The organism is Micromonospora sp. DT62, assembly GCF_049847285.1.
In the GTDB taxonomy this organism is placed as follows: domain Bacteria; phylum Actinomycetota; class Actinomycetes; order Mycobacteriales; family Micromonosporaceae; genus Micromonospora; species Micromonospora reichwaldensis.
Map to the genome: position 1 here is coordinate 39519 of NZ_JBNCOB010000008.1, position 24715 is coordinate 64233.

Annotated in this window: 24 protein-coding genes; 16 read left to right on the top strand and 8 right to left on the bottom strand. The window is 74.0% G+C overall.

What is annotated here, in order from left to right:
• The first annotated feature begins 85 nt into the window (after positions 1-85).
• The 5 genes from egtC (at position 86) to ACPXCB_RS14265 (ending at position 3380) form a co-directional block, all read left to right on the top strand.
• Positions 86-832 (top strand): ergothioneine biosynthesis protein EgtC, encoded by a 747-nt coding sequence (gene egtC / locus ACPXCB_RS14245; RefSeq protein WP_425875565.1) that lies wholly within the window; start codon positions 86-88, stop codon positions 830-832.
• Positions 833-877: 45 nt separating this feature from the next.
• Positions 878-1843, top strand: a complete 966-nt coding sequence (gene egtD, locus ACPXCB_RS14250; protein ID WP_425875567.1) for an L-histidine N(alpha)-methyltransferase — start codon at positions 878-880, stop codon at positions 1841-1843.
• Between the two features lie 261 nt (positions 1844-2104).
• Positions 2105-2692, top strand: a complete 588-nt coding sequence (locus ACPXCB_RS14255) for a TMEM165/GDT1 family protein (RefSeq protein WP_425875848.1) — start codon at positions 2105-2107, stop codon at positions 2690-2692.
• Positions 2693-2730: 38 nt separating this feature from the next.
• Positions 2731-3093 (top strand): DUF1622 domain-containing protein, encoded by a 363-nt coding sequence (locus ACPXCB_RS14260; RefSeq protein ID WP_151455143.1) that lies wholly within the window; start codon positions 2731-2733, stop codon positions 3091-3093.
• Positions 3090-3380 carry a hypothetical protein gene (locus ACPXCB_RS14265; protein ID WP_425875569.1) on the top strand — a complete coding sequence of 97 codons (291 nt, stop codon included), beginning with the start codon at positions 3090-3092 and terminating at the stop codon, positions 3378-3380. Before ACPXCB_RS14260 ends, ACPXCB_RS14265 begins: the two co-directional genes overlap by 4 nt.
• 96 nt (positions 3381-3476) lie before the next feature.
• On the opposite strand, the gene nhaA is transcribed toward ACPXCB_RS14265, so the two are convergent.
• On the bottom strand, positions 3477-4799 hold the full coding sequence (gene nhaA, locus ACPXCB_RS14270; protein WP_425875571.1) for a Na+/H+ antiporter NhaA: 1323 nt from the start codon (positions 4797-4799) through the stop codon (positions 3477-3479).
• Positions 4800-5132: 333 nt separating this feature from the next.
• Between nhaA and ACPXCB_RS14275 the strand changes: the two genes are divergently transcribed.
• On the top strand, positions 5133-6593 hold the full coding sequence (locus tag ACPXCB_RS14275) for a polysaccharide biosynthesis tyrosine autokinase (RefSeq protein ID WP_425875573.1): 1461 nt from the start codon (positions 5133-5135) through the stop codon (positions 6591-6593).
• Here the strand turns inward: ACPXCB_RS14275 and ACPXCB_RS14280 are convergent.
• Complete coding sequence (locus ACPXCB_RS14280; RefSeq protein ID WP_425875575.1) at positions 6574-7128, bottom strand: low molecular weight phosphatase family protein; 555 nt, start codon at positions 7126-7128, stop codon at positions 6574-6576. The genes ACPXCB_RS14275 and ACPXCB_RS14280 overlap by 20 nt on opposite strands.
• Positions 7129-7290: 162 nt before the next feature.
• Here ACPXCB_RS14280 and ACPXCB_RS14285 point away from each other — a divergent pair, with 162 nt between their 5' ends.
• From ACPXCB_RS14285 to ACPXCB_RS14305, 5 genes are all read left to right on the top strand, one after another.
• Positions 7291-8514 (top strand): glycosyltransferase family 4 protein, encoded by a 1224-nt coding sequence (locus ACPXCB_RS14285; protein ID WP_425875577.1) that lies wholly within the window; start codon positions 7291-7293, stop codon positions 8512-8514.
• A 120-nt stretch (positions 8515-8634) separates the two neighbouring features.
• The gene (locus ACPXCB_RS14290) at positions 8635-10413 is read left to right on the top strand and encodes a DUF4012 domain-containing protein (RefSeq protein WP_425875579.1); all 1779 of its coding nucleotides are present in this window, start codon (positions 8635-8637) and stop codon (positions 10411-10413) included.
• A gap of 13 nt (positions 10414-10426) precedes the next feature.
• A complete protein-coding gene (locus ACPXCB_RS14295; RefSeq protein ID WP_425875581.1) occupies positions 10427-11068 on the top strand; it encodes a hypothetical protein in 642 nt (213 codons plus the stop codon).
• Positions 11069-11347: 279 nt separating this feature from the next.
• Complete coding sequence (locus ACPXCB_RS14300; RefSeq protein ID WP_425875583.1) at positions 11348-12595, top strand: serine/threonine-protein kinase; 1248 nt, start codon at positions 11348-11350, stop codon at positions 12593-12595.
• A 93-nt stretch (positions 12596-12688) separates the two neighbouring features.
• Positions 12689-14503, top strand: a complete 1815-nt coding sequence (locus tag ACPXCB_RS14305) for an extracellular solute-binding protein (protein WP_425875584.1) — start codon at positions 12689-12691, stop codon at positions 14501-14503.
• Positions 14504-14588: 85 nt separating this feature from the next.
• Here ACPXCB_RS14305 and gdhA read toward each other — a convergent pair whose 3' ends face one another.
• Entirely contained in the window at positions 14589-15926 is a 1338-nt protein-coding gene (gene gdhA / locus ACPXCB_RS14310; RefSeq protein ID WP_425875586.1) for an NADP-specific glutamate dehydrogenase, read from the bottom strand.
• A 113-nt stretch (positions 15927-16039) separates the two neighbouring features.
• Between gdhA and ACPXCB_RS14315 the strand changes: the two genes are divergently transcribed.
• Positions 16040-16360, top strand: coding sequence for a MazG-like family protein (locus tag ACPXCB_RS14315; RefSeq protein WP_151455153.1), 321 nt, complete (start codon positions 16040-16042; stop codon positions 16358-16360).
• A gap of 100 nt (positions 16361-16460) precedes the next feature.
• Here the strand turns inward: ACPXCB_RS14315 and ACPXCB_RS14320 are convergent, their stop codons facing one another.
• The gene (locus ACPXCB_RS14320; RefSeq protein ID WP_425875588.1) at positions 16461-17477 is read right to left on the bottom strand and encodes an NAD(P)/FAD-dependent oxidoreductase; all 1017 of its coding nucleotides are present in this window, start codon (positions 17475-17477) and stop codon (positions 16461-16463) included.
• Positions 17478-17557: 80 nt separating this feature from the next.
• On the opposite strand from ACPXCB_RS14320, the gene ACPXCB_RS14325 reads away from it, so the two are divergent.
• From ACPXCB_RS14325 to ACPXCB_RS14335, 3 genes are all read left to right on the top strand, one after another.
• Positions 17558-18151, top strand: a complete 594-nt coding sequence (locus tag ACPXCB_RS14325) for a helix-turn-helix domain-containing protein (protein ID WP_425875590.1) — start codon at positions 17558-17560, stop codon at positions 18149-18151.
• A 156-nt stretch (positions 18152-18307) separates the two neighbouring features.
• Positions 18308-18727, top strand: coding sequence for a protein-tyrosine phosphatase family protein (locus ACPXCB_RS14330; RefSeq protein ID WP_425875592.1), 420 nt, complete (start codon positions 18308-18310; stop codon positions 18725-18727).
• 210 nt (positions 18728-18937) lie between these two features.
• On the top strand, positions 18938-19186 hold the full coding sequence (locus tag ACPXCB_RS14335; protein WP_425875594.1) for a hypothetical protein: 249 nt from the start codon (positions 18938-18940) through the stop codon (positions 19184-19186).
• Positions 19187-19372: 186 nt separating this feature from the next.
• On the opposite strand, the gene ACPXCB_RS14340 is transcribed toward ACPXCB_RS14335, so the two are convergent.
• On the bottom strand, positions 19373-21646 hold the full coding sequence (locus tag ACPXCB_RS14340) for an ATP-binding cassette domain-containing protein (RefSeq protein WP_425875596.1): 2274 nt from the start codon (positions 21644-21646) through the stop codon (positions 19373-19375).
• Positions 21647-21824: 178 nt separating this feature from the next.
• Here ACPXCB_RS14340 and ACPXCB_RS14345 point away from each other — a divergent pair, with 178 nt between their 5' ends.
• A complete protein-coding gene (locus tag ACPXCB_RS14345; RefSeq protein WP_425875598.1) occupies positions 21825-22565 on the top strand; it encodes a MerR family transcriptional regulator in 741 nt (246 codons plus the stop codon).
• A gap of 1 nt (position 22566) precedes the next feature.
• Here ACPXCB_RS14345 and ACPXCB_RS14350 read toward each other — a convergent pair whose 3' ends face one another.
• The 3 genes from ACPXCB_RS14350 to ACPXCB_RS14360 form a co-directional block, all read right to left on the bottom strand.
• Entirely contained in the window at positions 22567-23295 is a 729-nt protein-coding gene (locus tag ACPXCB_RS14350) for a class I SAM-dependent methyltransferase (protein ID WP_425875600.1), read from the bottom strand.
• A 177-nt stretch (positions 23296-23472) separates the two neighbouring features.
• The gene (locus ACPXCB_RS14355; RefSeq protein ID WP_425875602.1) at positions 23473-24261 is read right to left on the bottom strand and encodes a YwiC-like family protein; all 789 of its coding nucleotides are present in this window, start codon (positions 24259-24261) and stop codon (positions 23473-23475) included.
• Positions 24258-24590, bottom strand: a complete 333-nt coding sequence (locus tag ACPXCB_RS14360; RefSeq protein ID WP_425875604.1) for a cupin domain-containing protein — start codon at positions 24588-24590, stop codon at positions 24258-24260. The genes ACPXCB_RS14355 and ACPXCB_RS14360 overlap by 4 nt, the downstream gene beginning before the upstream one ends.
• Between the last annotated feature and the right edge of the window lie 125 nt (positions 24591-24715).

The window sequence follows — 24715 nt, forward strand, 5'->3', positions numbered from 1 at the left end:
GCCGGAGTTTGGGTTTGGGTTTGGGGCCAGGCGACATCGGCGGCCGACGCCCGCGTCGTCCCGCCGGGCCGGGCGGTGCCGCCTGATGTGCCGTCACCTGGCCTACCTGGGGCCGCCGGTCACCCTGCGGGAACTGCTGTTCGACCCGCCGTACTCGCTCGTGCGGCAGTCCTGGGCGCCCCGCGACATGCGCGGCGGCGGGACGATCAACGCCGACGGCTTCGGCGTCGGCTGGTACCCGGGCGACGGTGAGCCGGTGCGCTACCGGCGGTCGCAGCCGATCTGGAGCGACCCGACCATCGCCCAGCTCGCGCAGGTCACCTCGGCCGGCGCGGTGCTGGCCGCCGTCCGCTCCGCCACGGTGGGCATGGCGGTCCTCGACGGGGCCGCCGCACCGTTCGCCGAGGGGCGGTGGCTGTTCAGCCACAACGGGGTGGTGCGGGGCTGGCCCGACTCGATGGTCCCGCTCGCCGCCACCCTGCCCGTACGCGACCTGCTCACCCTCGACGCGGCCACCGACTCGGCGCTGGTGTGGGCGCTGGTGCGGCACCGGCTGCGGGCCGGGGTGAAGCCGGCGCGCGCGATCGCCGAGACCGTGACGGCGGTGGCCGGGGCCGCGCCCGGGTCCCGGCTCAACCTGCTGCTCACCGACGGGCGCACCGTGGTGGCCAGCGTGGCCGGGCACGCGCTGTCGATCCGCGCGACGCCGGCCTCGGTGCTGCTGGCGTCCGAGCCGCACGACGACGACCCCGGCTGGCAGGCGGTGCCGGAGGGGAAACTGGTGGAGGCCACCGCGACGGGGGTACGCGTCCGCGCCCTCGCCGAGGTCTGACCGCCGGCCGACAGGGACGTTCCACCCGACGACGAAGGGGATGACATGAGCGCGGAGCCGCTGGAGATCCACCTGGAGGAGCAGGACCTGGGCCGCAGCCTGCGGGAGGACGTCCGCACCGGCCTGACGGCCGAGGAGAAGTGGCTGCCCCCCAAGTGGTTCTACGACGCCCGCGGCAGCGAGCTGTTCGAGGAGATCACCCGTCTGCCGGAGTACTACCCGACCCGGGCCGAGCGCGCGGTGCTGGCCGAACGGGCGGCCACGATCGCCGAGCTGACCGGGGCGAAGACGCTGATCGAGCTCGGTTCGGGTTCGTCGGAGAAGACCCGGCTGCTGCTGGACGCGTTCACCCGCCGGGGCGGGCTCGGCACGTTCGTGCCGCTGGACGTGTCGGTCAGCGCGCTGCGGCAGTCCACCGCCGAGATCGCCGCCGACTACCCCGGGCTGCGGGTGCGCGGCATCGTGGGGGACTTCACCCGCCACCTGGACCGCCTGCCGACCGGTGGGCGCCGGCTGGTGCTCTTCCTGGGCGGCACGATCGGCAACCTCCTGCCGGTCGAGCGGGCGAGCTTCCTCGCCGCGATGCGGGCCGCGCTGGAGCCGGGGGACTGGCTGCTGATCGGCACCGACCTGGTCAAGGACCCGGCGGTGGTGGTGCCGGCGTACGACGACGCGGCCGGGGTCACCGCCGAGTTCAACCGCAACGTGCTGCGGGTGGTCAACCGGGAGCTGGGCGCCGACTTCGATCCGGCGGGGTTCGCCCACGTCGCGCTCTGGGACGCCGAGCGGGAGTGGATCGAGATGCGGCTGCGGGCGCGGCGGCCGATGCGCGTACGGGTGCTGGACCTGACGGTCACCTTCGCCGAGGGCGAGGAGCTGCGCACGGAGGTGTCGGCGAAGTTCCGGCCCGAGGGGATCGCCGCCGAGCTGGGCTCGGCCCGCTTCGCCGCCCACGACTTCTGGACCGATCCGGCCGGCCTCTTCGGCGTGACCCTGGCTCGCGCCGAGTGACCGGTGGGGCCGCGCCAGGTGACCGGCGGGGTCGCCGGCGGGTGAGCATCTTCACCCGCCGGAGCCGGCCCGATCGGTGATCGGCTAGGCTGGGCGACGCGAAGGGGAGTAGCCCCCAATGTCGTGGTCGACACACTGGTGCGTTCCGCATCCGGCCACGCGGCCTCGTCATCCGAGGCGGGCGAGACCTTCGACTCAGGCTGTTGCAGCCGGGTCGAGGGCGCCCCCGTACCTCCTCCCGGCATGATCCGGAAGGATGTCATGGAAGGTTTCCTCGTCGCGCTGGTCGTCAGCTTCGGCGTCATCTTCGTCGCCGAGCTGGGGGACAAGTCCCAGCTGATGGCCCTGACCTTCGCCACCCGCTTCAAGACCGTGCCGGTCCTGATCGGGATCACCGTCGCCACCGCCGTGGTGCACCTGGCCTCGGTGGCGATCGGCTACGGGCTCGGCGCCGCGCTGCCGACGGAGTGGATCTCGCTCGTCGCGGGCGTGGCGTTCCTCGGTTTCGGCGCGTGGACCCTGCGCGGTGACTCGCTCACTGAGGAGGAGAAGCGCAAGGCCGAGAAGAGCGGCAAGTCCGCCATCGTCGCGGTGTCGGTCGCGTTCTTCCTGGCCGAGCTGGGCGACAAGACCATGCTCGCCACCATCACCCTCGCCACCCAGTACGGCTGGTTCGGCACCTGGCTCGGCTCGACGATCGGCATGGTGGCGGCGGACGCGCTCGCCATCCTCGTCGGGCGGATGCTCGGCAAGCGGCTGCCCGAGAAGACCATCAAGTACGGCGCCGCGGTGCTCTTCGCGATCTGCGGGCTCTGGCTGATCCTGGAGGCCGTCACGCAACTCACCTGACGCCGACTACCGCCGTGCTGGCCGGGTAACGCCAGCCGATGGGCGTCGAGGAGATCCTGCGCCACGGCTACCAGGGCCTGGTCACGGCGGTGGAGGTCGCCGGGGCGGTGGTCATCTTCGTCGGGGCGGCGTGGGCGGCGCTGCGGTTCGTGGTCGAGGGACTGCGGCACCGCAGCGCCGCCGTGTTCACCCCGATCCGGCTCTCCCTGGGGCGGTTCCTCACGCTCGGGCTGGAGTTCCAACTCGCGGCGGACATCCTGCGTACGGCGGTCTCGCCGACCTTCACCCAGATCGGCCAGCTGGCGGCCATCGCCGCGATCCGGACCGCGCTGAACTACTTCCTGGGCCGGGAGATCCGCCAGGAGCAGCAGCAGGTCCGGGAGTCGGAGCGTGCCCGGTGATCCGTGCCCTGGTCACCGCCACCACCGCACTCGCCGCCCTGGCCGGGCTGGCGGTGCTGCTCGGCACGGGCTCCTGGCGGTGCGCCATGCGGGTGCTGCTGGACCTGCTGACCGCCGCCGGGCTGCTGCGGCTGGCCGGCGGCCAGGGCTGGACGGCCCTGGCCGCCGCGGCGGCGATCGTCCTGCTGCGCCGGCTGCTCTGGGCCGCGCTCACCGCCAGCGGGCCGGCCGGACCGCCGGGGCGGCTCCGACATCCGCCCGCGCCGGCGCCGGACGCGGCCGGCTGAACGACGCCGGCGCCGGACGGGGCCGGCTGAACAACGCCGGGCCGGCACCGCCAGCAGTAACGGCAGGCCGGCGACCGGCCCGGCACGGCGGCCGGCTCAGCCCTGCCCGCGCTGGTAGACGTCCGGCACGCCGTCGCGGTCGGCGTCCACCCGCTCCGCCGCCGCGATCCGCCGGTAGGCGGCGTTGCGTCGCACCAGCACGGCCGTGGCGAGCAACGCGGAGATCACCGAGCCGCTCAGCACGGCCGCCTTGACGTTGTCGGCGGCGGCGCTGCCGGGGCCGAACGCGAGTTCGCCGATCAGCAGGGAGACGGTGAACCCGATCCCGGCGAGCAGCGCCACGCCGAGCAGGTCCGTCCAGGTGATGTCCTCGTCGAGCTGGGCGCGGGTGAACCGGGCGAGCAGGAACGTCGAGCCGAAGATCCCGAGGGCCTTGCCGAGCACGAGGCCGGCGACGACGCCGATCACGATCGGGTCGGTGACGACCGCGCCCAGGTCGGCGCCCCGCAGCGAGACCCCGGCGGCGAAGAACGCGAAGACGGGCACGGCGAGCCCGGCGGAGATGGGGCGCCAGCGGTGCTCCAGGTGCGCGGCGAGCCCCTGCGGGTCGCCGGCCCTGCCCCGCAGGACGGGCACGGTGAAGCCCAGCAGGACGCCCGCCACGGTGGCGTGCACCCCGGAGGCGTGCATGAGGGCCCAGGCCGTGACGGCGAGCGGGATCAGCGCCCACCACCACGTCCTGCGCCGCTGCACGAGCAGGCCGAAGACGGCGATCGGGGCCAGCGAGGCGAGCAGCGGCAGCGGGCTGAAGTCGGCGGTGTAGAACATCGCGATGATGGTGATGGCGAGCAGGTCGTCGACCACCGCGAGAGTGAGCAGGAAGGCACGCAGGCCCTGCGGCAGGTGCGAGCCGATGACCGCCAGCACGGCGAGGGCGAAGGCGATGTCCGTCGCGGTGGGGATGGCCCACCCCCGCAGCCCGTCCCCGCCGGCGGCGAGGTTGATCCCGAGGTAGATCAGGGCGGGCGCGGCCATGCCGCCGACCGCCGCGACCACGGGCAGTGCCGCCCGGCGCGGGTCGCGCAGTCCGCCCGCGACGAACTCCCGCTTGAGTTCCAGCCCGACGACGAAGAAGAAGATCGCCAGGAGGCCGTCGGCCGCCCAGCCGGCCAGGTCCAGGTCCAGGTGCAGGGCCGCCCCGCCCGGCCAGGGCACCCACGCGCCGAGGGCGGCGTAGGAGGGGCCCCAGGGCGAGTTGGCCCAGACCAGCGCGACCACCGCGCCGAGCAGCAGGAGGCCGCCGCCGACGGTCTCGGTCCGCAGCACGTCGGCCAGGAACCGGGCCTCCGGCCAGGACGTACGCGAGAAGAAGCGGCGGGGCGGGCGGGGGCGGTCGGCGTGCGGGGCGCGGTCGGTCATGCGCGGGAGTCACCTTGTCTCGGGCAGCAGGGGGTCGACGCCGACCAGGCTTCCCGGCACACCGTTGTCGACCCTATCCAGCGCCGCCGCGACCGGCGAGCCGGGAGGGGCGATTGCCGGCGTCGTCACGTCCGGTCGCCTTCTCCCCGCCACCCGGGACGCCGTCCGCCCGTTTGTCCGGTGGTGGGTTGGGCGCATATGTCAAGGGGTGAAAATACGTAACTCGGGACATAAGGCGTATGAGTCGCTTTAATGGTTTCACGAGATTAAGTCGACCTTGGGGGTTTTCGTGAAGTTCTTTGGCGTTACCGGCCTGGTACGGAGGCGCGCCTGATGGACCTGTACCGCCAACTCCGCCTCGTGCGCCGGCACTGGTGGATCGTGCTCCTCACCGTCATGGTCGCGCTCGGCGTCACCGCCCTCGTCACCGTCCGGGCGCAGCCCCGCTACGTCGCTTCGGTGACCTTCTTCGTCACCACGCCCACCCAGGGCGTCACCGACGCCTACCAGGGCGGCCTCTTCCTCCAGCAGCGGGTCAAGTCCTACGCGGAACTGCTGACCAGCGACCGCCTCGCGCAGAGCGTGGTCGCCGAGGCTCCGGTCGGGCTCACCGCCGAGCAGGTCCAGCGCCGGGTCAGCACCTCCACCGAGACCGGCACCGTGCTGCTGCGCGCGTCGGTGACCGACACGGACCAGAGCCGGGCCCTGAAGGTCACCGAGGTGCTCTCCGCCCAGTTCGTCCAGCTGGTGCAGAAGGTGGAGACGACCCAGGACGGCAAGGCCGGCCCGATCAGGATCGAGGTCGTCAGCGGGCCCCGGGTCACCCCGACGCCCGTCTCGCCGCAGCCGGTCCGCAACTTCGCCGTCGGTACGCTGCTCGGCCTGATCGCCGGCGTGGGCCTGGCGATCCTGCGGGGCGTCGCCGACGTCCGCCTGCGCGACGCCGCCGGCCTCCGGCGCACCACCGGCAGCCCACTGCTCGGCGAGATCCCCTTCGAGAGCAGCGCGAAGTCGGAGCCGTTGATCGTCGGCGAGGCGGCCAACTCCGCCCGGGCCGAGGCGGTGCGCAAGCTGCGCACCAACCTGCGCTTCGTCGACGTGCACGAGCCTGCCCGCGTCATCGCGGTCACCAGTGCCCTGCAGGGCGAGGGCAAGACCACGCTCTCCTGCAACCTGGCGATCGCCCTGGCCGAGGCTGGCTGGCGGGTGCTGCTGGTCGACGCCGACCTGCGCCGCCCGAAGGTCGCCGACTACCTGGGGCTCGACGCGGGCATCGGACTCACCGACGTGCTGGTCGGCGACGTCCAGGTCGGTGACGTGGTGCAGCGCTGGGGCGACAAGTCCCTGCTGGTGCTCCCGAGCGGCTCGGCGCCGCCCAACCCCAGCGAGCTGCTCGGGTCGAAGGCGATGGCCGACCTGCTGCTCGCCCTGCGGGAGTCCGCCGACATCGTCATCATCGACACCGCCCCGCTGCTGGCCGTGACCGACGGCGTGGTGGTGGCCGTGCAGGCCGACGGCGCGCTCCTGGTCTCCCAGCAGGGCCGCACCTCCCGCAGCCAGGTGGCGCAGGCCGCCCGGGCCCTGAACTCGGTCTCCGTCCGGCTGCTCGGCTGCGTGCTGAACATGGCGAAGGTGGCCAAGGCGGAGGCGTACCAGTACGAGGCCTACCGGGTGGTCGCCGCCGCCGCGACTCCGGAGGTGCCGGCCGACGCGACCCCGTCCGCCCGGCACGCGGAGCGGGTCGACGGCGTCGTCAGCGACCGTACGCAGGAACTCACCCGGCTGTCGCGATGAGCGCCGCGAGGGGTCGCATCGACCGTTCGATCTCCTCCGCGCAGCGTCGGAAGTCGGCGACGGTGCCACCGATCGGGTCCCGCAGGTCGTCCGCGTCCCCGGTGGCGGGTTGCAGCCGCCCCCGGGCGCGGGCGGCCGCCTCGACCGCCGCCCGCAGGGGACCGTCGGCCGGATCCGTCGTGGGGTCGGCGGCCGAGGCCAGCCGGCCGAACTGGCGGAGGGTGAACGTCCGGTGCAGCGCGGCCGGCGCGAGGGCGGTGCAGACCGAGCGCTGGCGGCGCGTGGCCGTGAGCACCAGTGTCGCCCCGGCCAGGTGCTCCGGACGCAGCCGCCGGCTGCGGAAGTCGGTGGGATCCCCGCCGGTCTCGGCCGCCAGGCCCGCCGCGTGCGGGTGCATCGGCAGGTCGTCGACGGCGTCCGTGCCGGCGCTGGCGACCGTCACTGCGCGCCCGGCCAGCAGGCGACGGGCGATGTACTCGGCCATCGGTGACCGGCACAGGTTGGCGTGGCAGACGAACAACATCCGGTCGACCATGCGGACCCCTCTCGTCGGTGCCGTCGCGGACGGTGGCGCCGCGTCGGCCGCCGGCCGTCGGAGCCGGCCGGACGTGGAGGGGATGTCGGCATCGTACGCGGGCCGGACGACTCCACGGCACGGTGCCGCGCCGAGGAGTCCAGGCCGGACGGAGGTGGGTCGGTGAGGATCGGGATCCTGTCCTACCACTTCCCGCCCGAGCCGGCGTTCATCCCGGGCAGTCTCGCCGAGGAACTCGCCGTGCGGGGGCACGAGGTGAAGGTGCTGACCGGCTTCCCCGACTATCCCGGCGGCCACGTCTACCCGGGCTGGCGGCAGCGCTGGCGGTACGAGACCCACAGCGAGCGGCTGACGGTCCGGCGGGTCCCGCGCTACTCCGCCGGGGACGGGTCGCTCCGCGGCCGGATGGCCGGCCACCTGTCGTTCGCCGGCAGCGCGACGGTGACCGGGCGGTGGTTCCTGGCCGACGTCGACGCCCTCTACGTCCACCTGCCGCCGGCGAACGCCTTCGCCGCGGCGGGCCTGCTCCGCCTGCTGGGCCGGGTGCCGACCGTCGTGCACGTGCAGGACGTCTGGGCGGAGGACGATCCGGTCGGGGCCGAGAACGGGCGGTGGGCCGGGCGGATCGCCGCCGCGATGGCGCGGGTCTACCGGGCCGCGGACGGGATCGCGGTCGCCGCGCCGTCGCTGCGCGAGCGGGTCGTGACGGCGGGCGTGGACCCGGCCCGGGTGCGGGTGGTGCTCAACTGGACCGACGAGCGGATCTTCCACCCCGCCCGGCCCAGCCGCGCGGCCCACCGGCTGGTCCGGCGCGACGAGCGGTGCGTGGTGATGCACGCCGGCACCATCGGCGCCCGGCAGGGCCTGGAGACCGCGGTACGGGCGGCGGCGGCGCTGGACCACACCGTGGACCTCGTCCTGGTGGGCTCGGGCGCGGACGAGCGGCGGGTGCGGGGGCTCGCCGCCGACCTGCGGGCCGAGAACGTGCGCTTCGTCGAGCGGCGGTCCCCGCGGGACATGCCGGACCTGTACGCCGCCGCCGACTACCAGCTCGTCATGCTGCGGGACCTGCCCGAGCTGCGCAGCACCCTGCCGGCGAAGCTCCAGGCGGCGTTCTCCTGCGCCGTGCCCGTGGTGGCCTCCGCCGGCGGTGACACCGCGGACCTGGTGGAACGGGCCCGGGCGGGGCTCTCCTGCCCGCCGGGGGACTGGGCGAGCCTGGCCGACCGGTTCTGGCTGGCCGCCACCATCCCGCCGCCCGCCCGGGCGGACATGGGCCGGCGCGGCCGGGAGGCGTACCTGCGGGAGATGTCGATGTCGGCGGGTGTGGACCGGATCGAACGGCTGCTGTACGAGGCGGCCGCCGAGCGCCCCGGCGCCCGGTGAACGGCGAGCGGGGCTCGCATACCGGTCAACCGCGTCATCTTCGGGCGAAAACGATCGTTAGCAGTGTGGAGCGGCAGCGGAACGGGGTCCGCCCGCCGTTCCCCAGGAAGGACGTGTGGTGTGACGGAGAGCGCGAGACCGCGTCGACGGCGTGGTCGTTCCCGCCGGCGGCGGCAGCTGCGCCGGGCCCTGCTCGCCGCCCTCGTGGTGGGTTCGCTGCTGCTGCTGACCGGTGGCTGGGTGGGCTTCCGGGGCTGGCAGGCCCGCGCCCACCTGCTCAACGCCGCCGGCCTGGCCCGGGAGCTCAGCGCCCAGGTGGTCGGCGGTGACACCGCCCGGGCGCAGCGCACCCTCGCGGCGCTCCAGGCGCAGTCCGGCAGCGCCCGGGCGGCGACCGGCGACCCCGGCTGGTGGGTCGGTCGGCACGCCCCGTACGCGGGGGACAACCTGGCGGCCGTCCGGCAGATCTCGGTGGCCATCGACGACCTGGCCCGGCAGGCGTTCCCGCCGTTGCTGCGCGCCGACCTGACCAGCCTGGTGCCGGCGGGCGGGCGGCTGGACGTGGGTCGGCTGCGGGCCCTGTCGGCCGAGCTGGCCAGGGTCAACGCCACGGTGCAGGGTGCCCGGGACAGCCTCGCGACGGTGCCCACCGAGGGCCTGGTCGGTCAGGTCCGACAGGCGCTCGGCGACCTGCGGGGCGAGATCGACCGGCTGGCCGGCCTGACCGCCGCCGCGGACGAGGCCAGCCGGCTGCTGCCGGCGCTGCTGGGCGCCGACGGCCCCCGCACCTACCTGGTGGTCTCCCAGAACCCCGCCGAGCTGCGCGCCACCGGCGGGATGATCGGCGCGTACGCGGTCATCCACGCGGCCGACGGTCGGGTCCGGATGGGGCGGCAGGGCACCAGCAGCACGCTGGGCCGGTTCCAGCCGCCGTTGAAGGTGCCCGCCGAGGTGCGCAGCCTCTGGGCCGACCTGCCCGGGATCTATCCGGCCGACGTCAACCTCACCCCGCACTTCCCGACCGCCGCCGCCCTCTACCGGGAGATGTTCCGCCAGCGTACGGGCACCACCGTGGACGGGGTGCTCGCCGTCGACCCGGTGGTGCTGTCGTACCTGCTCAAGGCCACCGGGCCGGTGATGGTGCCGGGGGGTGTCCCGCTGGCCGCCGAGAAGGTCGTGCAGACGGTGCTCAGCGACAGCTACCAGCGGATGGACAACGAGGAACAGGACGCCTTCTTCGCCGCCTCCGCCGCCGCCGTGTTCGACGCGCTGGTCACGAAGAATGTGGACCCGAAGGCGTTATTGTCCTCATTTGACCGTGCTGTCACTGAACGCCGGATATTGTTCTGGAGTGCCCGACACGAAGAGCAACGGAAGATCGGCGACAGCCGGTTGGCCGGGGCGCTTCCGGAGAAGGACACCGTGCCCACGGTCGGCGTGTTCCTCAACGACGGCAGCGGCGCGAAGCTCGGCTACTACCTCCGGCCGTCGGCGACCCTGGCGGTCGGCGACTGCCGGCCCGACGGCCGCCGGGAGCTCCGACTCCGGGTCACCCTGCACTCGTCGGCGCCGAAGTCGGGCCTCAGCGAGTCGGTCCTCGGCCTCGGTCTGGCCGGTGACCCGTACACCGTCCGCACGTTGGTGTCGGTGCACAGCCCCGCCGGCGGGGCGGTGCTCGCCGCCCGTCTGGACGGCGTCGAGACGGCGGTGGGCAGCGGCACCGAACGGCGCCGCCAGGTGAGCACGGCCAACGTCGAGGTCGGCCCGGGGGGCTCCCGCACGTTGGAGGTCACCGTCCTGACGGCGACCACCGGCGTCGGTACCGCCGAGCTGTGGCTGACCCCCACCGCCACTCCATGGACCACCCAAGTTGTTTCCGCACCAAGCTGTGATCAGTAGGAGGGAACCAATCATGCGGCTATCCCGCATCATCATGGCGCTCACGGTCGGTCTGGCCGTGCTGGCCGTGCCGACCGCAGCGGGGGCGGCGCAGCCGCAGCCGACGCCGGGCACCGGAAAGCCACAACCACCGGTCTACCCGCCGGGCGGCACCCCGACGCTCACCGTGAAGCCGCCGACCGTCGTGGTCGGCCAGACCGCCACCCTGATCGGCAAGGGCTGGGGGCCGGGCGAGACGGTGATCATCACCGTCAGCACGTCGCCGCTCGCCGCCGCCGTGCCGGGCGCCGACCAGGCCCGCCGCAGCGACGGCGAGATCGTCGCCATGGCGCCGGTCTCGTTCCAGCAGGCACCGCAGCCGAACCCCAGGACCCTGGAGGTCACGGCTGACGACGACGGCTACTTCCGCACCACCTACACGCCGCGTCACCACGGCACGTACACCTTCCGGGCCGAAGGCCAGACGTACCACCGGGTGGCGACCGCGACGCTGACCGTGCTCAAGAAGCACACGCCGCCGCTGCCCGTCACGGGCGACAGCCTGAGCACCCCGATGAAGTTCGGCGGCGGCCTCGTCGGCGCCGGCGCGGTGCTCCTGCTGCTGTCGCTGGTCTGGCGCAAGCGCCACCGCTTCGGCATGGGAGCCGCGCGCTGACGGTGAAGCTCCCCTTCGGGCAGTGCCCGGACACCGCGGAACGGCTGGCGCCCGTCGGAGATCCTCCGACGGGCGCCAGCTCGTCCCGTACCGCCTCGGTCGTCCCGCCGCGTCGGCCCACCCGATCCGCCGAGGCCCACCCGATCCGCCGCGGCCCGCCCGGGGGGAGGCCGGCCGTCCGTCCGTCCGGGCACCCCTCGGCCAGCAGGCGGCGGCATGGCACCATGACCGTGTCCTCCGCTGCCGGGTGGCCGGGGACACGACAGCGATGGAGTCGGGATGACAGGACTGGCCGGCTCGCCGGTGCCGGGGTTGGCGCCACTGTGGACGCACGACCCGGTGACCGCCGGCCCCTACCGGCTGCTCGGTCGGCTGGGCGCGGGCGGCCAGGGCGTGGTCTACCTCGGCGAGGACGACCAGGGCCACCAGGTGGCCGTCAAGATGATCAACATCGACCTCAGCGACCTGCGGGCGCGGTCGCAGTTCATGAAGGAGATCGCCGCGGCGCGCCGCGTCGTGCCGTTCTGCACCGCGCAGGTGCTCTTCGCCGAGGTTGACGGCGAACGCCCCTACGTGGTCAGCGAGTTCATCGAGGGCCCGACCCTCTACCGGCACGTCCGCGAGCAGGGCCCGGTCGCCGGCAACGCGCTGCACCGCCTCGCCGTCGGTACGGCCACCGCGCTCGCCGCGATCCACCGCTGCGACGTCGTGCACTGCGACCTGAAGCCCGACAACGTGGTGCTCGGCCGTGACGGCCCCCGCGTGATCGACTTCGGCATCGCCCGCGCCCTGGGCGTCACCGAGACGGTCACCAGCCGGGTGCTGGGGACCACCGCGTACATGGCCCCGGAGCGGTTCCGCAACGACTCGATCGGGCCACCCTGCGACGTCTTCGCCTGGGCCGCCACCATCGCCTTCGCCGCCGGGGGCCGGCCGCCGTTCGGCACCGACTCGCTCTTCGCGGTGATGCACCGGGTGCTCAACGAGCCGCCCGACCTGCCTGCGCTGCCACCGGGCCTCGACGAGCTGATCCGGCAGTGCCTGGCCAAGGATCCGGCGGAGCGGCCGGAGGCCGAAGAGGTGCTGATGCGGCTGCTCGGGCAGGACGTCCGGGACGCGGGCCCGCTGCGCCGGGAGACCGTGCTCCAACTCGGCAACGAGACCGCCGGCGCGCCGACGCCGGGCCAGCCGCTGCCGTTGCCCCGTACCGCGTCGGATCCGCCGCCGGACCGGCCGGAACCGACGGCGCCGACGCGCCTTGAACAGACGTCGCAGCGCCCGTCCACGGCTTCCGCGCCCGCCGGCCAGGCGGGCGGCGGTTGGGGGCGGCGGCTCCGTCGTGAGTCGACCGACGCCTGGGGCATCTCGACCGCGATCTTCCTCGGCTCGGTGGGCGCCGCGGCCGGCTACGTCGCGTCGAGCGCGGTGGAGGCGGCCGCGGCGACCGGGGCGGCCACCTTCGTCGTGGTCTACGCGGTTCGGCTGCTGGTCGCGACGGCGCTCGGCGGCCGCTCCGGCCGCCCCTGACCCGCGGGGGCGCGGATGGGCGGGGGCGGTTCGTCCCGGACGCCGGGTCGGGCGTTGCCGGTGGCACCGCACCGATAGGTTGACTGCCACCAGTTGACCGCCGAGGAGGACGTCGCCATGGCCCCAGCCCCGCTGCGCGCACGACAGTGGTTGCCGTACACCGCGGCCGTCACCGCCGGGCTGCTGGTCATCGTCGGGGCGTTCGTGCTCGTCCGGCAGCGGGACGCGGGCACCGACCGGCCCCGGGCCGACTGTGCCGTCCGCCTGGACGTGAACTCCTCGACCGAGAAGGCGGCGCTGCTGGTCGAGTTGGCGAAGCGGTACAACGACAGCGACCGGTCGCTCGACGGCGGCGGCTGCGCCCAGGTGCACGTCAGCGCCCTGAACTCGGGCAAGGCCACCGAGGTGCTGGCCGCCGGGTGGAGCGGCACCGGCCTGCCGCAGCCGCAGGTCTGGTTGCCGACGTCGAGCCTGTGGACGGGCCAGCTGCGGCTGCTCGACGAGGCCGCCGGGCGGGCACCGCAGACCCCGGGCCGCTACCCGTCGATCGCCAACAGCCCGCTTGTTATCGCGATGCCGCAGCCCAAGGGCGAGCTGGTACGCCAGCGCGGGCCGTTGGGCTGGGGGGAGATCCTCGGCCTCTCCGGGCGGCAGGGCTGGGCGGGCTTCGGCAAACCGGAGTGGGGCCGGTTCACCTTCGGCAAGGACAACCCGAACCTCTCGACCTCGGGGCTGGCGGCGACCATCGCCACCTACTACGCCGCCGCGCAGCGCTCCAGCGACCTCACCACGTCGGACCTGGCGGATCCGAAGGTGACCCGGTTCGTCCGGCAGATCGAGGCCAACGTGTCGCACTACAGCGACGACTCGGTGGAACTGCTGCGCGACCTCGCCGAGGCCGACCTGGCCGGCACGGGCGCCGGCGCCGGCGACATGAGCGCCATCGTCATGCAGGAGGAACTGGTCCACCTCTACAACGAGGGCGGGCTGAGCCCGAGGCAGGAGGGCCAGGAGCGGGGCCCGCGGCCGAAGGTGCCGCTGGTCGCCGTCCACCCGAAGGAGGGCACCTTCAACCTGGACCACCCGTTCGTGGTGCTCCCCTCCGCCGACGAACGGCAGCGCGTGGCGGCGGCCGACTTCCTGAAGTTCCTGACCGCGGACGACCAGCAGGCGAGCTTCGACCGCCTCGGCTTCCGCGACCACGAGCGGCGGGCCTCGGCGGAGCTGCTCGCCAGCGTCGGCGCCGAGCCCACGGGCGGGCTGACCTACTTCGCGCCGCCGAACCCGGGAGTGGTCGAGGCGATGCTGGACGACTGGAGCACGCTGCGCAAGAAGGCCAACATCCTGATCGCCCTGGACACCTCCGGGTCGATGCAGGAACGGGTCGGCGACAGCACCCGCTTCCAGGTCGCGTCGGCGGCGGCGGTCAAGGGGCTCGCGCTGCTCAACTCCGAGGACCGGGTCGGGCTCTGGTCGTTCTCCTCGGAGACCTCGAAGCGGCCCGACGGCCCGTACCGGGAGGAGGTCCGGCTCGGCGACTTCGACCAGAAGCGGATCAACAGCCGGATCGCCGGCCTGCACGTCGCGGGCGACACCGCGCTCTACGCGACGGTCCGGGCCGCCCACCGGCAGCTGCTCGACCGGTACGACCCGGACCGGATCAACGCCGTCGTGGTGCTGACCGACGGCAAGAACGAGTACGCCCGGGACAACGACCTGGCCCGGCTGCTCGCCGACGTCGCCCTGGACCCGCGGCGCCCGGTGAAGGTCTTCTGCATCGCCTTCGACGGGGATTCGGACTTCGCCACGCTGGACCGGATCGCCAAGGCGTCGTCGGGCAAGGCGTTCGACGCCACCGACCCCGCCATGATCAACGAGGCGTTCGTGAAGCTGGTCAGCAGCTTCTGAGCCGCCGGCGCTGCCGGGGCGGGGACGACGCGCGTCGTCCCCGGGTGGGCAGCGCCGGCGCTGCCGAGACTGACCGGTCGCCCCGTCAGATCAGGCCGTGGGCCAGCATCGCCTCCGCCACCCGGCGGAACCCGTCGATGTTGGCCCCGGCCACGTAGTCGCCGGGCAGCCCGTACTCCTCGGCCGTGCTCCAGCAGCGGTCGTGGATGTTCCGCATGATGTCGCGCAGCCGCTGCTCCGACTCGGCGAACGTCCACGAGTCCCGGCTGGCGTTCTGCTGCATCTCCAGCGCGCTGACCGCCACCCCGCCGGCGTTGGCCGCCTTGCCCGGCGCGAAGCGCACCCCGGCCCGGCCGAGGATGCGTACCGCCTCCGGCGTGGTGGGCATGTTCGCGCCCTCCACCACCGCGACGCAGCCGCCGGCCACGAGCGCCGCGGCCTCCGCGCCGCCGATCTCGTTCTGCGTCGCGCACGGCAGCGCCAGCTCGCAGGGCACCTCCCAGACGGTACGGCCGGAGACCGCCACCGCGTGCGGCACGTGCCGGGCGTAGTCGTCGAGCCGGGCCCGGCGCTGCTCCTTCAGCTCCCGCAGCAGCTCCAGGTCGATGCCCTTGTCGTCGAGGACGTAGCCGGACGAGTCGGAGCAGGCGACCACCCGCCCGCCGAGCTGGTGCACCTTCTCGATCGCGTAGATCGCCACGTTGCCGGAGCCGGAGACCACGACCCGCTTGCCCTCCAGGCTGTCCCCGGTCTGCCGGAGCATCTCGTCGGTGAAGAAGACCGCCCCGTAGCCGGTCGCCTCCCGGCGCACCTGCGCGCCCCCGTACGCCAGGCCCTTGCCGGTGAGCACCCCCGACTCGTACCGGTTGGTGATCCGCTTGTACTGGCCGAACAGGTAACCGATCTCCCGGCCGCCCACGCCGATGTCCCCGGCCGGCACGTCGGTATCCGCGCCGATGTGCCGGTACAGCTCGGTCATGAAGCTCTGGCAGAACCGCATCACCTCCCGGTCCGAGCGACCCTTCGGGTCGAAGTCCGCGCCGCCCTTGCCGCCACCGATCGACAGCCCGGTCAACGCGTTCTTGAAGATCTGCTCGAAGCCCAGGAACTTCACGATCCCCAGGTAGACCGACGGGTGGAAGCGCAGCCCGCCCTTGTACGGGCCGAGCGCGCTGTTGAACTCCACCCGGAAGCCCCGGTTGACCTGGATCCGACCGCGGTCGTCCTCCCACGGCACCCGGAAGATGACCTGCCGCTCCGGCTCGCAGATCCGCTCGATGATCCGCGCCTCGGCGTACTCGGGGTGTCTGGCCAGTGCCGGGCCGATGCTCTCCAGCACCTCGCGTACCGCTTGGTGGAATTCCGGCTCGCCCGGATTGCGGGCGACCACGCTGGTGAACACCGTCTCCACGGTCTCCGGCATACGACACGTCCCTTCGCTTGCTGCTGCTAGTCCCTGTTGCTATCACCCGGACCCGGTTACCCGCCAACCGTCCCGCGATACGGACCGTGACCTCCGTCCGGTTCACTGGTCGCGTGGACGAGTCGATCTGGGACGCGGTCCGGGCCTCGCGCGGCTGGTTGGACGCCGCCAACGGCACCGGACAGACCGAAATGACCTGCCGGATCCTCAAGCTGACCGAGGAGGCGGGGGAGGCGGCGAGCGCCTGGATCGGTCTGCTCGGCCAGAACCCGCGCAAGGGTGTCACGCACAGCCGCGAGGACGTGGCGGCGGAACTGGCGGACGCGGCGTTCACCGCGCTGGTCGCCATCGAGAGCCTCGGGCTGGACTCCCGTCTCGTGCTCGACGCGTGCGCCAGGAAGGCCCGCGCCCGCGTCGGCCCGCCGCCCACCTGAGCCGCCGCGCCCGCGTCGGGCCGCCTTTCGGCTGGGTCGCCGTGCACCGCCAGAGTCTCCGCGCTCCCGGCGGGACGGCCCACCGGTGCCTGTCGGGACGTCACAGGCCGTGGCGACGGTCGCCCACCACCTGCTCGCAGAGTGCCGCCTCCGAGCGCGCGGAGAACGGGGCGCGGCGGACGGCGACGGCCCGTCGGGTCTCCTCGGCGACGAGATCGGCGTTGATCTGGGCCGCGACGACCACGCCGGCTGCCGCGGCGGCACCGACCTGGGCCGCCGGATCGGTGACGTTGCCGGCGACCCACACCCCGGGCACGTCGGTGCGGCCCGTCGCGTCGGAGGGGACGTGCTCGCCGACCCCCGCCGGGTGTGCCGAGGGCCGCAGCCCGAGCGCCGCGAGGAAGCCGGCGCGCGCCACCATCCGCGACGAGACGGCCAGGGCCTCCCGGCGCACGAGAGTGCCGTCGCCCAGCCGTACGCCCACGAGGCGGTCCTCCGCGACCTCCAGGGACGCGACCTCGCCGTCGACCACGCGGATCTCCCGGGCCGCCAGCTGCTCCGCCTGCTCGGCGGAGAGCGCCATGGTGTGCGGGAAGTACGTGACGTCGGCGCTCAACTGCCGGAACAGCAGCGCCTGGTGCACCGAGAACGGCCCGCTGGCCAGCACGCCGATGGCCCGGTCGCGGACCTCCCAGCCGTGGCAGTACGGGCAGTGCAGCACGTCCCTGCCCCAGCGCTCCCGCAGCCCCGGGACGTCCGGCAACTCGTCCACCAGCCCGGTGGCCACCAGCAGCCGGCGCGCGCGGACCGTCCGACCGTCGGCCAGCGTCACCGTGAAGCCGTCGTCGTCGCGAGCCACGGCGGCGACCTCGCCGGTCACCACCCGGCCGCCGTAGCCACGTACCTCCGCCCGGCCGCGTTCCCGCAGCTCGGCCGGCCGGATCCCCTCGCGGGCCAGCAGCCCGTGCACGCCCTCGGCCGGGGCGTTGCGCGGCGCGCCCGAGTCGAGCACCACCACCGATCGTCGTACCCGGGCCAGCGTCAGCGCCCCGCTCAACCCCGCGGCGCCACCTCCGACCACCACCACGTCGTAGCTGCCATCCAACTGTTCGGTCACCGTGACCACCTCCCGCGACCACGATGCGGTCGCCGCCGCCGCGGTGGCAAACATTGTTGCCACAGTGGCAAGATGGCGGCATGGACGACGACCTGGACCAGGCGCTCGGCGCGGTCGGTCCCCGGCTGCGCGCGCTGCGCCGGCAGCGGGAGACCACCCTGGCCGACCTGTCGGCGGCGACCGGCATCTCGGTGAGCACGCTCTCCCGGCTGGAGTCCGGTTCCCGCCGGCCCACCCTCGAACTGCTCCTCCCGCTGGCCAGGGCGCACGGCGTCACGCTCGACGAACTCGTCGACGCCCCGTCCACCGGCGACCCGCGCGTCCACCTGCGCCCGGTCACCCGCCACGGGATGACCATGCTGCCCCTGACCCGCCGGCCCGGCGGCATCCAGGCGTACAAGCTGGTGATCCCGGGCGGCGGTCGCAGAGCGGAGCCCGATCCGCAGACCCACGAGGGCTACGAGTGGCTCTACGTTCTCAACGGGCGGCTGCGGGTCGTCCTCGGCGACCAGGACCTCGTGCTCACGCCGGGGGAGGCGGCGGAGTTCGACACCCGCGTACCGCACTGGTTCGGGTCGGCCGACGCCGAGCCGGTCGAGTTCCTCAGCCTCTTCGGCAGACAGGGCGAACGCGCCCACCTCCGCGCCCGCCCGAAAACCCCACCCCCACCCTGACCCCCTCCCACGCCCCCCACCCCCCGCCGTTGATCATGAAGTTGTTGCCACTTTTGGCGATCGAATTCGTCGATAACTTCATGATCAACGTGGGGATTGAGGTGAGGGGGGTGAGGCGGGGCGGCGGGGGAGCGGGGTGGACGTGAGGATGGGGGGATGAGTGATGTACGGGCGTGGGGCGAGCAAGTGGGGGTCGTCTCACTGCCGAGTGGGGCGCGGGTACGGGGGCGGCGGATCGCGGACGAGGCGTCGCCCGCCGACTTCGCCCTGCTGCTGGCCCCCGGGCCAACGCCCGCCTGGCCGCACCGGCGGATCCGGTGGCCCGACTTCTGGGTCCCGGTCGACCGGGCGGACGCGGTCGACGCGCTGACTGAGGCGCTGCGCCGCGCCCACGGCGGCGAGCGGGTGGAGGTGGCCTGCCGGGGCGGCACCGGGCGTACGGGCACCGCGCTGGCGGCGCTGGCGATCCTCGACGGGCTGCCGCCCGAGCGGGCGGTGGATTGGGTGCGCGCCACCTACCGCCCGCGGGCCGTGGAGACGCCCTGGCAGCGTCGCTGGCTGCGCCGCCTAACCTGACGCACCGTGCCCGAGCCGCGCACCGTGCCCGAGCCGCGCACCGCGCCGGAGCCGCGCACCGCGCCCGCACCGGGGGCACCGCAGTGGCGACTGCCCCGCCGGGCAGGCGGGCGCGTCGGGTTGTGGTGCTTGTCATCGGACGTGTTTGGGCAGCTCACGGGGGGTATGAGTGGCGCCGCACCTCGATCTCCGAGGCAGGTACCAGGCACCATGGCTCCACCCCGCATCCCCGTCCGCCACCACGGCGCCCACCGGGCGCCGGCCCGCCCGGCGTCGGTGACCGCCCGCACCGTGGCGTCGCTGGCCGTTCTCGTCGTACTCGCCACGCTCTTTTTCGACGCCCTGCTGATCATCGTCGGGCTGCTCACTCCGGTCGCGGCGTCGGTGTCGCCGTTACGGCGTTGGGCGCGCCGGCTGGCGGCGCCGTCCGCCCGGGCGGTCCCCGTGTCGGGACGCTGACCGCCCGGGGGACGACCCCGGGCACCGCCCCAGGCCAGGCAGCCGGGGGACGTGGACCCGGGCGGCCGGGGGCGATGCGATCCGGGCCGGAGGGCGATGCGATCCGGGGCCGGGCGTGACCGGCCCCGGGCGTGACCGGCCCCGGGGTGGCGTCCGGAGGGTCGCCGCCCCCGTCCGGCCGGTGGCTCAGCGGCCCACGTACTCGCGCAGGTGACGGGCGGTCAGCGTGTCGCCGTGGGCGACCAGATCGGCCGGCGTGCCGGTGAAGACGATCCGGCCGCCGTCGTGTCCCGCCCCCGGACCGAGGTCGATCAGCCAGTCGGCGTGCGCCATGACCGCCTGGTGGTGCTCGATGACGACGACGGTGTTGCCGGCGTCGACCAGCCGGTCCAGCAGGGCGAGCAGTTGGTCCACGTCGGCCAGGTGCAGGCCGGTGGTCGGCTCGTCCAGGACGTACGTGCTCCCGCTGTCGGCCATGCGGATGGCCAGCTTGAGCCGCTGCCGCTCGCCGCCGGAGAGCGTGTTGAGCGGCTGGCCCAGGGTGAGGTAGCCGAGCCCGACGTCGACCAGCCGGTCGAGGATCGCCCGGGCGGGGCCGCCGGGGAAGAAGTCCCGGGCCTCCGTGGCCGGCATCGCGAGCACCTCGCTGATGTTCTTCCCGCGCAGGTGGTAGGTGAGCACCTCGTCGGTGAAGCGCCGCCCCTCGCACCGCTCGCAGACCGAGGCGACGCCGGCCATCATCGCCAGGTCGGTGTAGACCAGGCCGATGCCCTTGCAGGTGGGGCAGGCGCCTTCGGAGTTGGCGCTGAACAGCGCCGCCTTGACCCCGTTGGCCTTGGCGAAGGCGGCACGGATCGGGTCCAGCAGGCCCGTGTAGGTGGCCGGGTTGCTGCGCCGGGAACCCCGGATCGGCGACTGGTCGACGACCACCACGCCGTCGCGGCGGTGCAGCGAGCCGTGGATCAGTGAGCTCTTGCCGGAGCCGGCCACCCCGGTCACCACGGTCAGCACCCCCAGCGGGATGTCGACGTCGACCTCGCGCAGGTTGTGCAGGTCGGCGTTGCGGATCGACAGCTGGCCGGACGGCCGGCGTACGTGCTCGCGCAGGCGTACCCGGTGGTCGAGGTGCCGGCCGGTGAGGGTGTCGGAGCGGCGCAGGCCGGCGACGTCACCGGTGAAGCAGATCCGGCCGCCCGCCGTGCCGGCCCCGGGCCCGAGGTCGACCACGTGGTCGGCGATGGCGATCGTCTCGGGCTTGTGCTCGACGACCAGCACCGTGTTGCCCTTGTCGCGCAGGCGCAGCAGCAGGTCGTTCATCCGGGCGATGTCGTGCGGGTGCAGGCCGACCGTCGGTTCGTCGAAGACGTACGTGACGTCGGAGAGGCTGGAACCGAGGTGCCGGACCATCTTCACCCGCTGCGCCTCGCCGCCGGAGAGGGTGGCGGACTCGCGGTCCAGGCTGAGGTAGCCCAGGCCGATCTCGACCAGCGAGTCGAGCAGGTCGCGCAGGTTACCGGTCAGCGGGGCGACCGACGGGTCGTCGATGGCGCGGACGAACCCGGCCAGGTCGCTGATCTGCATCGCCGAGCACTCGGCGATGTTGCGCCCGGCGATCCGGGAGGAGAGTGCCGCCGCGTTGAGCCGGGTCCCGCCACAGGCGGCGCAGGTGGTGAAGGTGACCGCCCGGTCGACGAACGACCGGATGTGCGCCTGCATCGACTCGCGGTCCTTGGCCAGGTAGAGCCGGCGCACCTTGACCGCCAGGCCCTCGTACGTCCAGTTGTTGCTGCCCACCTTGATCTTCGTGGACGGCTTGTGGAGGAAGTCCTGCCACTGCTGCGGCGTGTAGTCCTGGAGCTTCGTGTCGGGGTCGAACAGCCCGGAGTGGACGATGGTCTGCCAGTACCACGAGTCGACGGCGAAGTTGGGCACCTTGATCGCGCCGTCGTTGAGCGAGCGTTCCACGTCGACGAGTTCGCCGACGTCGAGGTCGGAGACCCGCCCGAGGCCCTCGCAGGCCGGGCACATGCCCTCGGCCAGGTTGAAGCTGAACGCGCCGGCCCCGCCCACGTGCGGGGTGCCGAGCCGGCTGAAGACGATGCGCAGCATCGCGTACGCGTCGGTGGCGGTGCCGACGGTGGAGCGCGAGTTCGCGCCCATCCGCTCCTGGTCGACGACGATGGCCGCGCTGAGGTTGCGCAGCGAGTCGACGTCGGGGCGGCTCACGTTCGGCATGAACGACTGGAGGAAGGCGCTGTAGGTCTCGTTGATCAGGCGCTGCGACTCGGCGGCGATGGTCCCGAAGACGAGGGAGGACTTGCCGGAGCCGGAGACCCCGGTGAAGACGGTCAGCCGGCGCTTGGGGATGTCCACCGAGACGGAGGCGAGGTTGTTCTCCCGGGCGCCGCGCACCTCGATCATGTCGTGGCTGTCGGCGGCGGACCGTGCTGGCTGCTGCATGCGAACCCTTCGCGAGATCGTGGGCGGAGTCCCGCCCGGGGTACATCTACGGGGGCCAGGCCGCCTTCAATCGTCTCATTCAACCTCCCGTGGAGGGTTTCACACTCCTGTTGCGGCGCCGGCGGCCCGGGGCGGGAGGGAAAGTCTCAAACCACGTGTAGACCGGTAGGGTGGCCCGGTGGTGGATGCGGGACGACGGACCGGACGGTGGCGGGGGGCGGAGGTCGCGGCGACCGCGGGCATCTCCGTCCAGCAGGTGCGCAACTACGTCGACCTCGGCGTGCTGCCCCCGGTCGAGCGCACCCCCGCCGGCTACCGCGTCTTCACCGGCGACCACGTGCGGGCGCTGGCGGTGGTCCGGCGGATGGCCGAGGGGCACGGCTGGGCGCGTACCCGGGAGGTCATGGCCGCGGTGCACCGGGGCGACCTGGCGGCGGCGCTGGCGGCGCTCGACGCCGGCCACGCCGAGCTGGACCGCGAGCGGGCCGACATCCGGCGGGTGCTCGGCGCGTTCGAGACCGTGGTGACCAGCCCGGCCGCCGTCCTGCCGGCGCCCCGGCGCGGGGCCCGCATCGGCGAGGTCGCCGACCTGGTCGGCGTCCGCACCTCGCAGCTACGGCTGTGGGAGCAGCGCGGCCTGCTCCGGCCGGTCCGCGAGCGCGGCACCGGCTACCGGGTGTACGACGCGGCCGAGCTGCGCGCCGCGCAGGTCGTGGCGCTGCTGCGCCGGGGCGCGTACCCGTTCGACATCGTCGCGGCCGTGCTCGGCGAGATGCGTACCACCGGCAGTGCCCAGCGGGTCCACGCGGAGCTGGCCAAGCGGGAGCAGGAGCTGCACCGGCGCAGCCTGCGACGGCTGCACGCCTCGGCCGCGCTGTACGACTACCTGCGCCACCGCGACCCGGCCCTGCCCGGGTGACTCAGCGCAGCACCAGCAGGTCGAGGTGGTCGACGACCGGGCCCGTCGCCGTGGCGGCCGCGGCCCGGAGCCGGGCCAGCCCCGCGGCGTACTCCTCGTCGGTGATCGACTGGAGCGGGGTGTGGGCCCGGCGGTCGAGGCGCTCGGCGAACTCGGCCAGCGACGCCGCCGTGGTCTGCGCGACGGGCTCGACGGTGCTGACGGTGAACCCGGCCGTGGCGAACGCCGCGCGCACCCGCGCCAGGTCCGGATAGGTCTCGAGGACGCGTACCGCCTCCGGGAACCAGCGGAACAGCGTGATCCGCTGGTGCCGGCCGGGAAACGGCGAGCGGATCAGCACGGGGGCGCCCGGCCGGAGCACCCGGCGCAGCTCCCGCGCCGCCGCGTCGAGGTCGGGGATGTGGTGCACCATCGTGGACAGCCACGCGGCGTCCGCCACGGAGTCGCGCAGCGGCAGCGCGACCGCGTCGCCGGCGAGCAGCGGCCGGTGGCTGGCGCGGGAGCGCATCGCCCTGGCGGGCTCCACCCCCACCACCCGGGCGCCGAACCACTCGGTGAAGGCGGCGGCCCAGGCGCCGGTGCCGGCCCCGAGGTCGAGCAGCGTGGTGCCGGTACGGGGCCGAAGGTGTTGCTGCACCGCGTGCCGCCACCGGTCCAGGCCGCTGCGTGGCAGCTCCCGGGTCGCGGCGAAGGCCGCCGCGTCGGCGTCGTCGTAGGAGATCAGAGCCACGGCCATCACCTCGCCACCGTCGCCGGGCGGTCCGGGCGATCGTTCCCCGGTTCTAGTCGGTGAGCGCTGCCGGAGGCAACGGCTTGTGAGCCAACCGACGCGGTGCGTCCCGCCCCGTGGGAGCCCTCCCGTCGACGCGGGCCGTCGGGGCCCGGCAGCGCCCCGCCCCCGCCAGGGTCAGAGCGCCACCGCCCCCAGCACCAGCAGGGCACACGCCGTCTCGACCAGCCCCACCCGCATCGGCGCGACCCGACGCCCGGCGAGCAGCACCGCCCGGGCCAGCAGCACCGTGAAGAGCACGGCGACCGGCACCGGCGCCCAGAGCGCCGCGGCGACCGCGACGACGGCGTGGTACGTCCACGACACCCACCGGTACCGGACGCTGTCCCGCTCCCGGATCATCGTCTTGACATGGACGACGGTGCCGACCAGGTAGCCCAGTGCCACGACCGTCACCCCGGCCACGCTGGTCCACGGCACCCCGGCGACCGTGGCGACGACGAGACCGAGCAGGCCGCACTGCGCCACGAAGGCGAGGTCGTTGACGAACGCCCGGTCTCGGCGCCGGCGCGCGTGGCCGGCGTTGACGGCGGCGAGGGCCACGAAGATCGGGGCGTAGGCGAGCGTCGCGGGCCGGGCCACCAGCACCGGAGTGCCGAGCGCGACGGTGGCGAGCCCGTACCCGACGAGGTGCGGTCGTACCCGGCGGATCCGCCCGGTCTTGACCGCCTGCAACCCGAAGTAGGACAGCGGGTATCCGGCGAGCGCGGCCCCGAGCAGGAGAAGGTGCAGCGGGTGCGGGCCGGTGACGGTCAGCGCCGCCAGGAAGGGCAGCAGCAGCATCGCCCACGCGCCGTGCTGCGGCGGCACCCAGCCCGGCGACCGGCCCCGGCCCGGAGCGTGGCCGGGGACGCCCACGGCGGGGCGCCCGACCGGGCGGTGACGACGGGCCGGGACGGTGCTCACGGCCGCGGCGTCACGGTGAGCAGGACGGCGGCGTCCGTGACGGCGTGCAGCGCGTGCCGCAGCGGCGGGATGACCACGAGGTCGCCGGCGTCGCCCTCCCAGGACGCGTCCCCGGCGACCAGGCGCACCCGCCCCACGAGCACCTGCAGCGTCGCCTCGCCCGGGCTGTCGTGCTCGTCGAGGGACCGACCGCCGCGCAGGGCGAGCAGGGTCTGCCGCAGGCGACGGTCCCGGCCCGCGTGCAGGGAACGTGCGCTGCGTCCGCTGTCGGCCTCCCGCGCGGCGGCGAGCTGCTCGTCGGCGAGGCGGGTCAGCGAGAGGGCTTCCATGGTCGTCCCTTCGTCGGTGTCGGGCGGCCCGCGGGGCGGGGACGCCGGTACGGCGGCACCCGGCACGTAAACCGGAAGATCGGCTACCGCTTTCAGTTTCCAGCTTCCGTCCCGACCGCGCCCCG

What these genes read in the sequence shown, in the direction of transcription:
- gdhA (WP_425875586.1), bottom strand. Translation starts at nt 15,926, where the DNA reads ATGCCGGAGACCGTGGAGACGGTGTTCACCAGCGTGGTCGCCCGCAAT.
- ACPXCB_RS14295 (WP_425875581.1), top strand. Translation starts at nt 10,427, where the DNA reads ATGCGGCTATCCCGCATCATCATGGCGCTCACGGTCGGTCTGGCCGTG.
- ACPXCB_RS14360 (WP_425875604.1), bottom strand. Translation starts at nt 24,590, where the DNA reads ATGGAAGCCCTCTCGCTGACCCGCCTCGCCGACGAGCAGCTCGCCGCC.
- ACPXCB_RS14260 (WP_151455143.1), top strand. Translation starts at nt 2,731, where the DNA reads ATGGGCGTCGAGGAGATCCTGCGCCACGGCTACCAGGGCCTGGTCACG.
- ACPXCB_RS14340 (WP_425875596.1), bottom strand. Translation starts at nt 21,646, where the DNA reads ATGCAGCAGCCAGCACGGTCCGCCGCCGACAGCCACGACATGATCGAG.
- ACPXCB_RS14325 (WP_425875590.1), top strand. Translation starts at nt 17,558, where the DNA reads ATGGACGACGACCTGGACCAGGCGCTCGGCGCGGTCGGTCCCCGGCTG.
- ACPXCB_RS14330 (WP_425875592.1), top strand. Translation starts at nt 18,308, where the DNA reads ATGAGTGATGTACGGGCGTGGGGCGAGCAAGTGGGGGTCGTCTCACTG.
- ACPXCB_RS14335 (WP_425875594.1), top strand. Translation starts at nt 18,938, where the DNA reads ATGGCTCCACCCCGCATCCCCGTCCGCCACCACGGCGCCCACCGGGCG.
- ACPXCB_RS14275 (WP_425875573.1), top strand. Translation starts at nt 5,133, where the DNA reads ATGGACCTGTACCGCCAACTCCGCCTCGTGCGCCGGCACTGGTGGATC.
- egtC (WP_425875565.1), top strand. Translation starts at nt 86, where the DNA reads ATGTGCCGTCACCTGGCCTACCTGGGGCCGCCGGTCACCCTGCGGGAA.
- ACPXCB_RS14280 (WP_425875575.1), bottom strand. Translation starts at nt 7,128, where the DNA reads ATGGTCGACCGGATGTTGTTCGTCTGCCACGCCAACCTGTGCCGGTCA.
- ACPXCB_RS14255 (WP_425875848.1), top strand. Translation starts at nt 2,105, where the DNA reads ATGGAAGGTTTCCTCGTCGCGCTGGTCGTCAGCTTCGGCGTCATCTTC.
- nhaA (WP_425875571.1), bottom strand. Translation starts at nt 4,799, where the DNA reads ATGACCGACCGCGCCCCGCACGCCGACCGCCCCCGCCCGCCCCGCCGC.
- egtD (WP_425875567.1), top strand. Translation starts at nt 878, where the DNA reads ATGAGCGCGGAGCCGCTGGAGATCCACCTGGAGGAGCAGGACCTGGGC.
- ACPXCB_RS14300 (WP_425875583.1), top strand. Translation starts at nt 11,348, where the DNA reads ATGACAGGACTGGCCGGCTCGCCGGTGCCGGGGTTGGCGCCACTGTGG.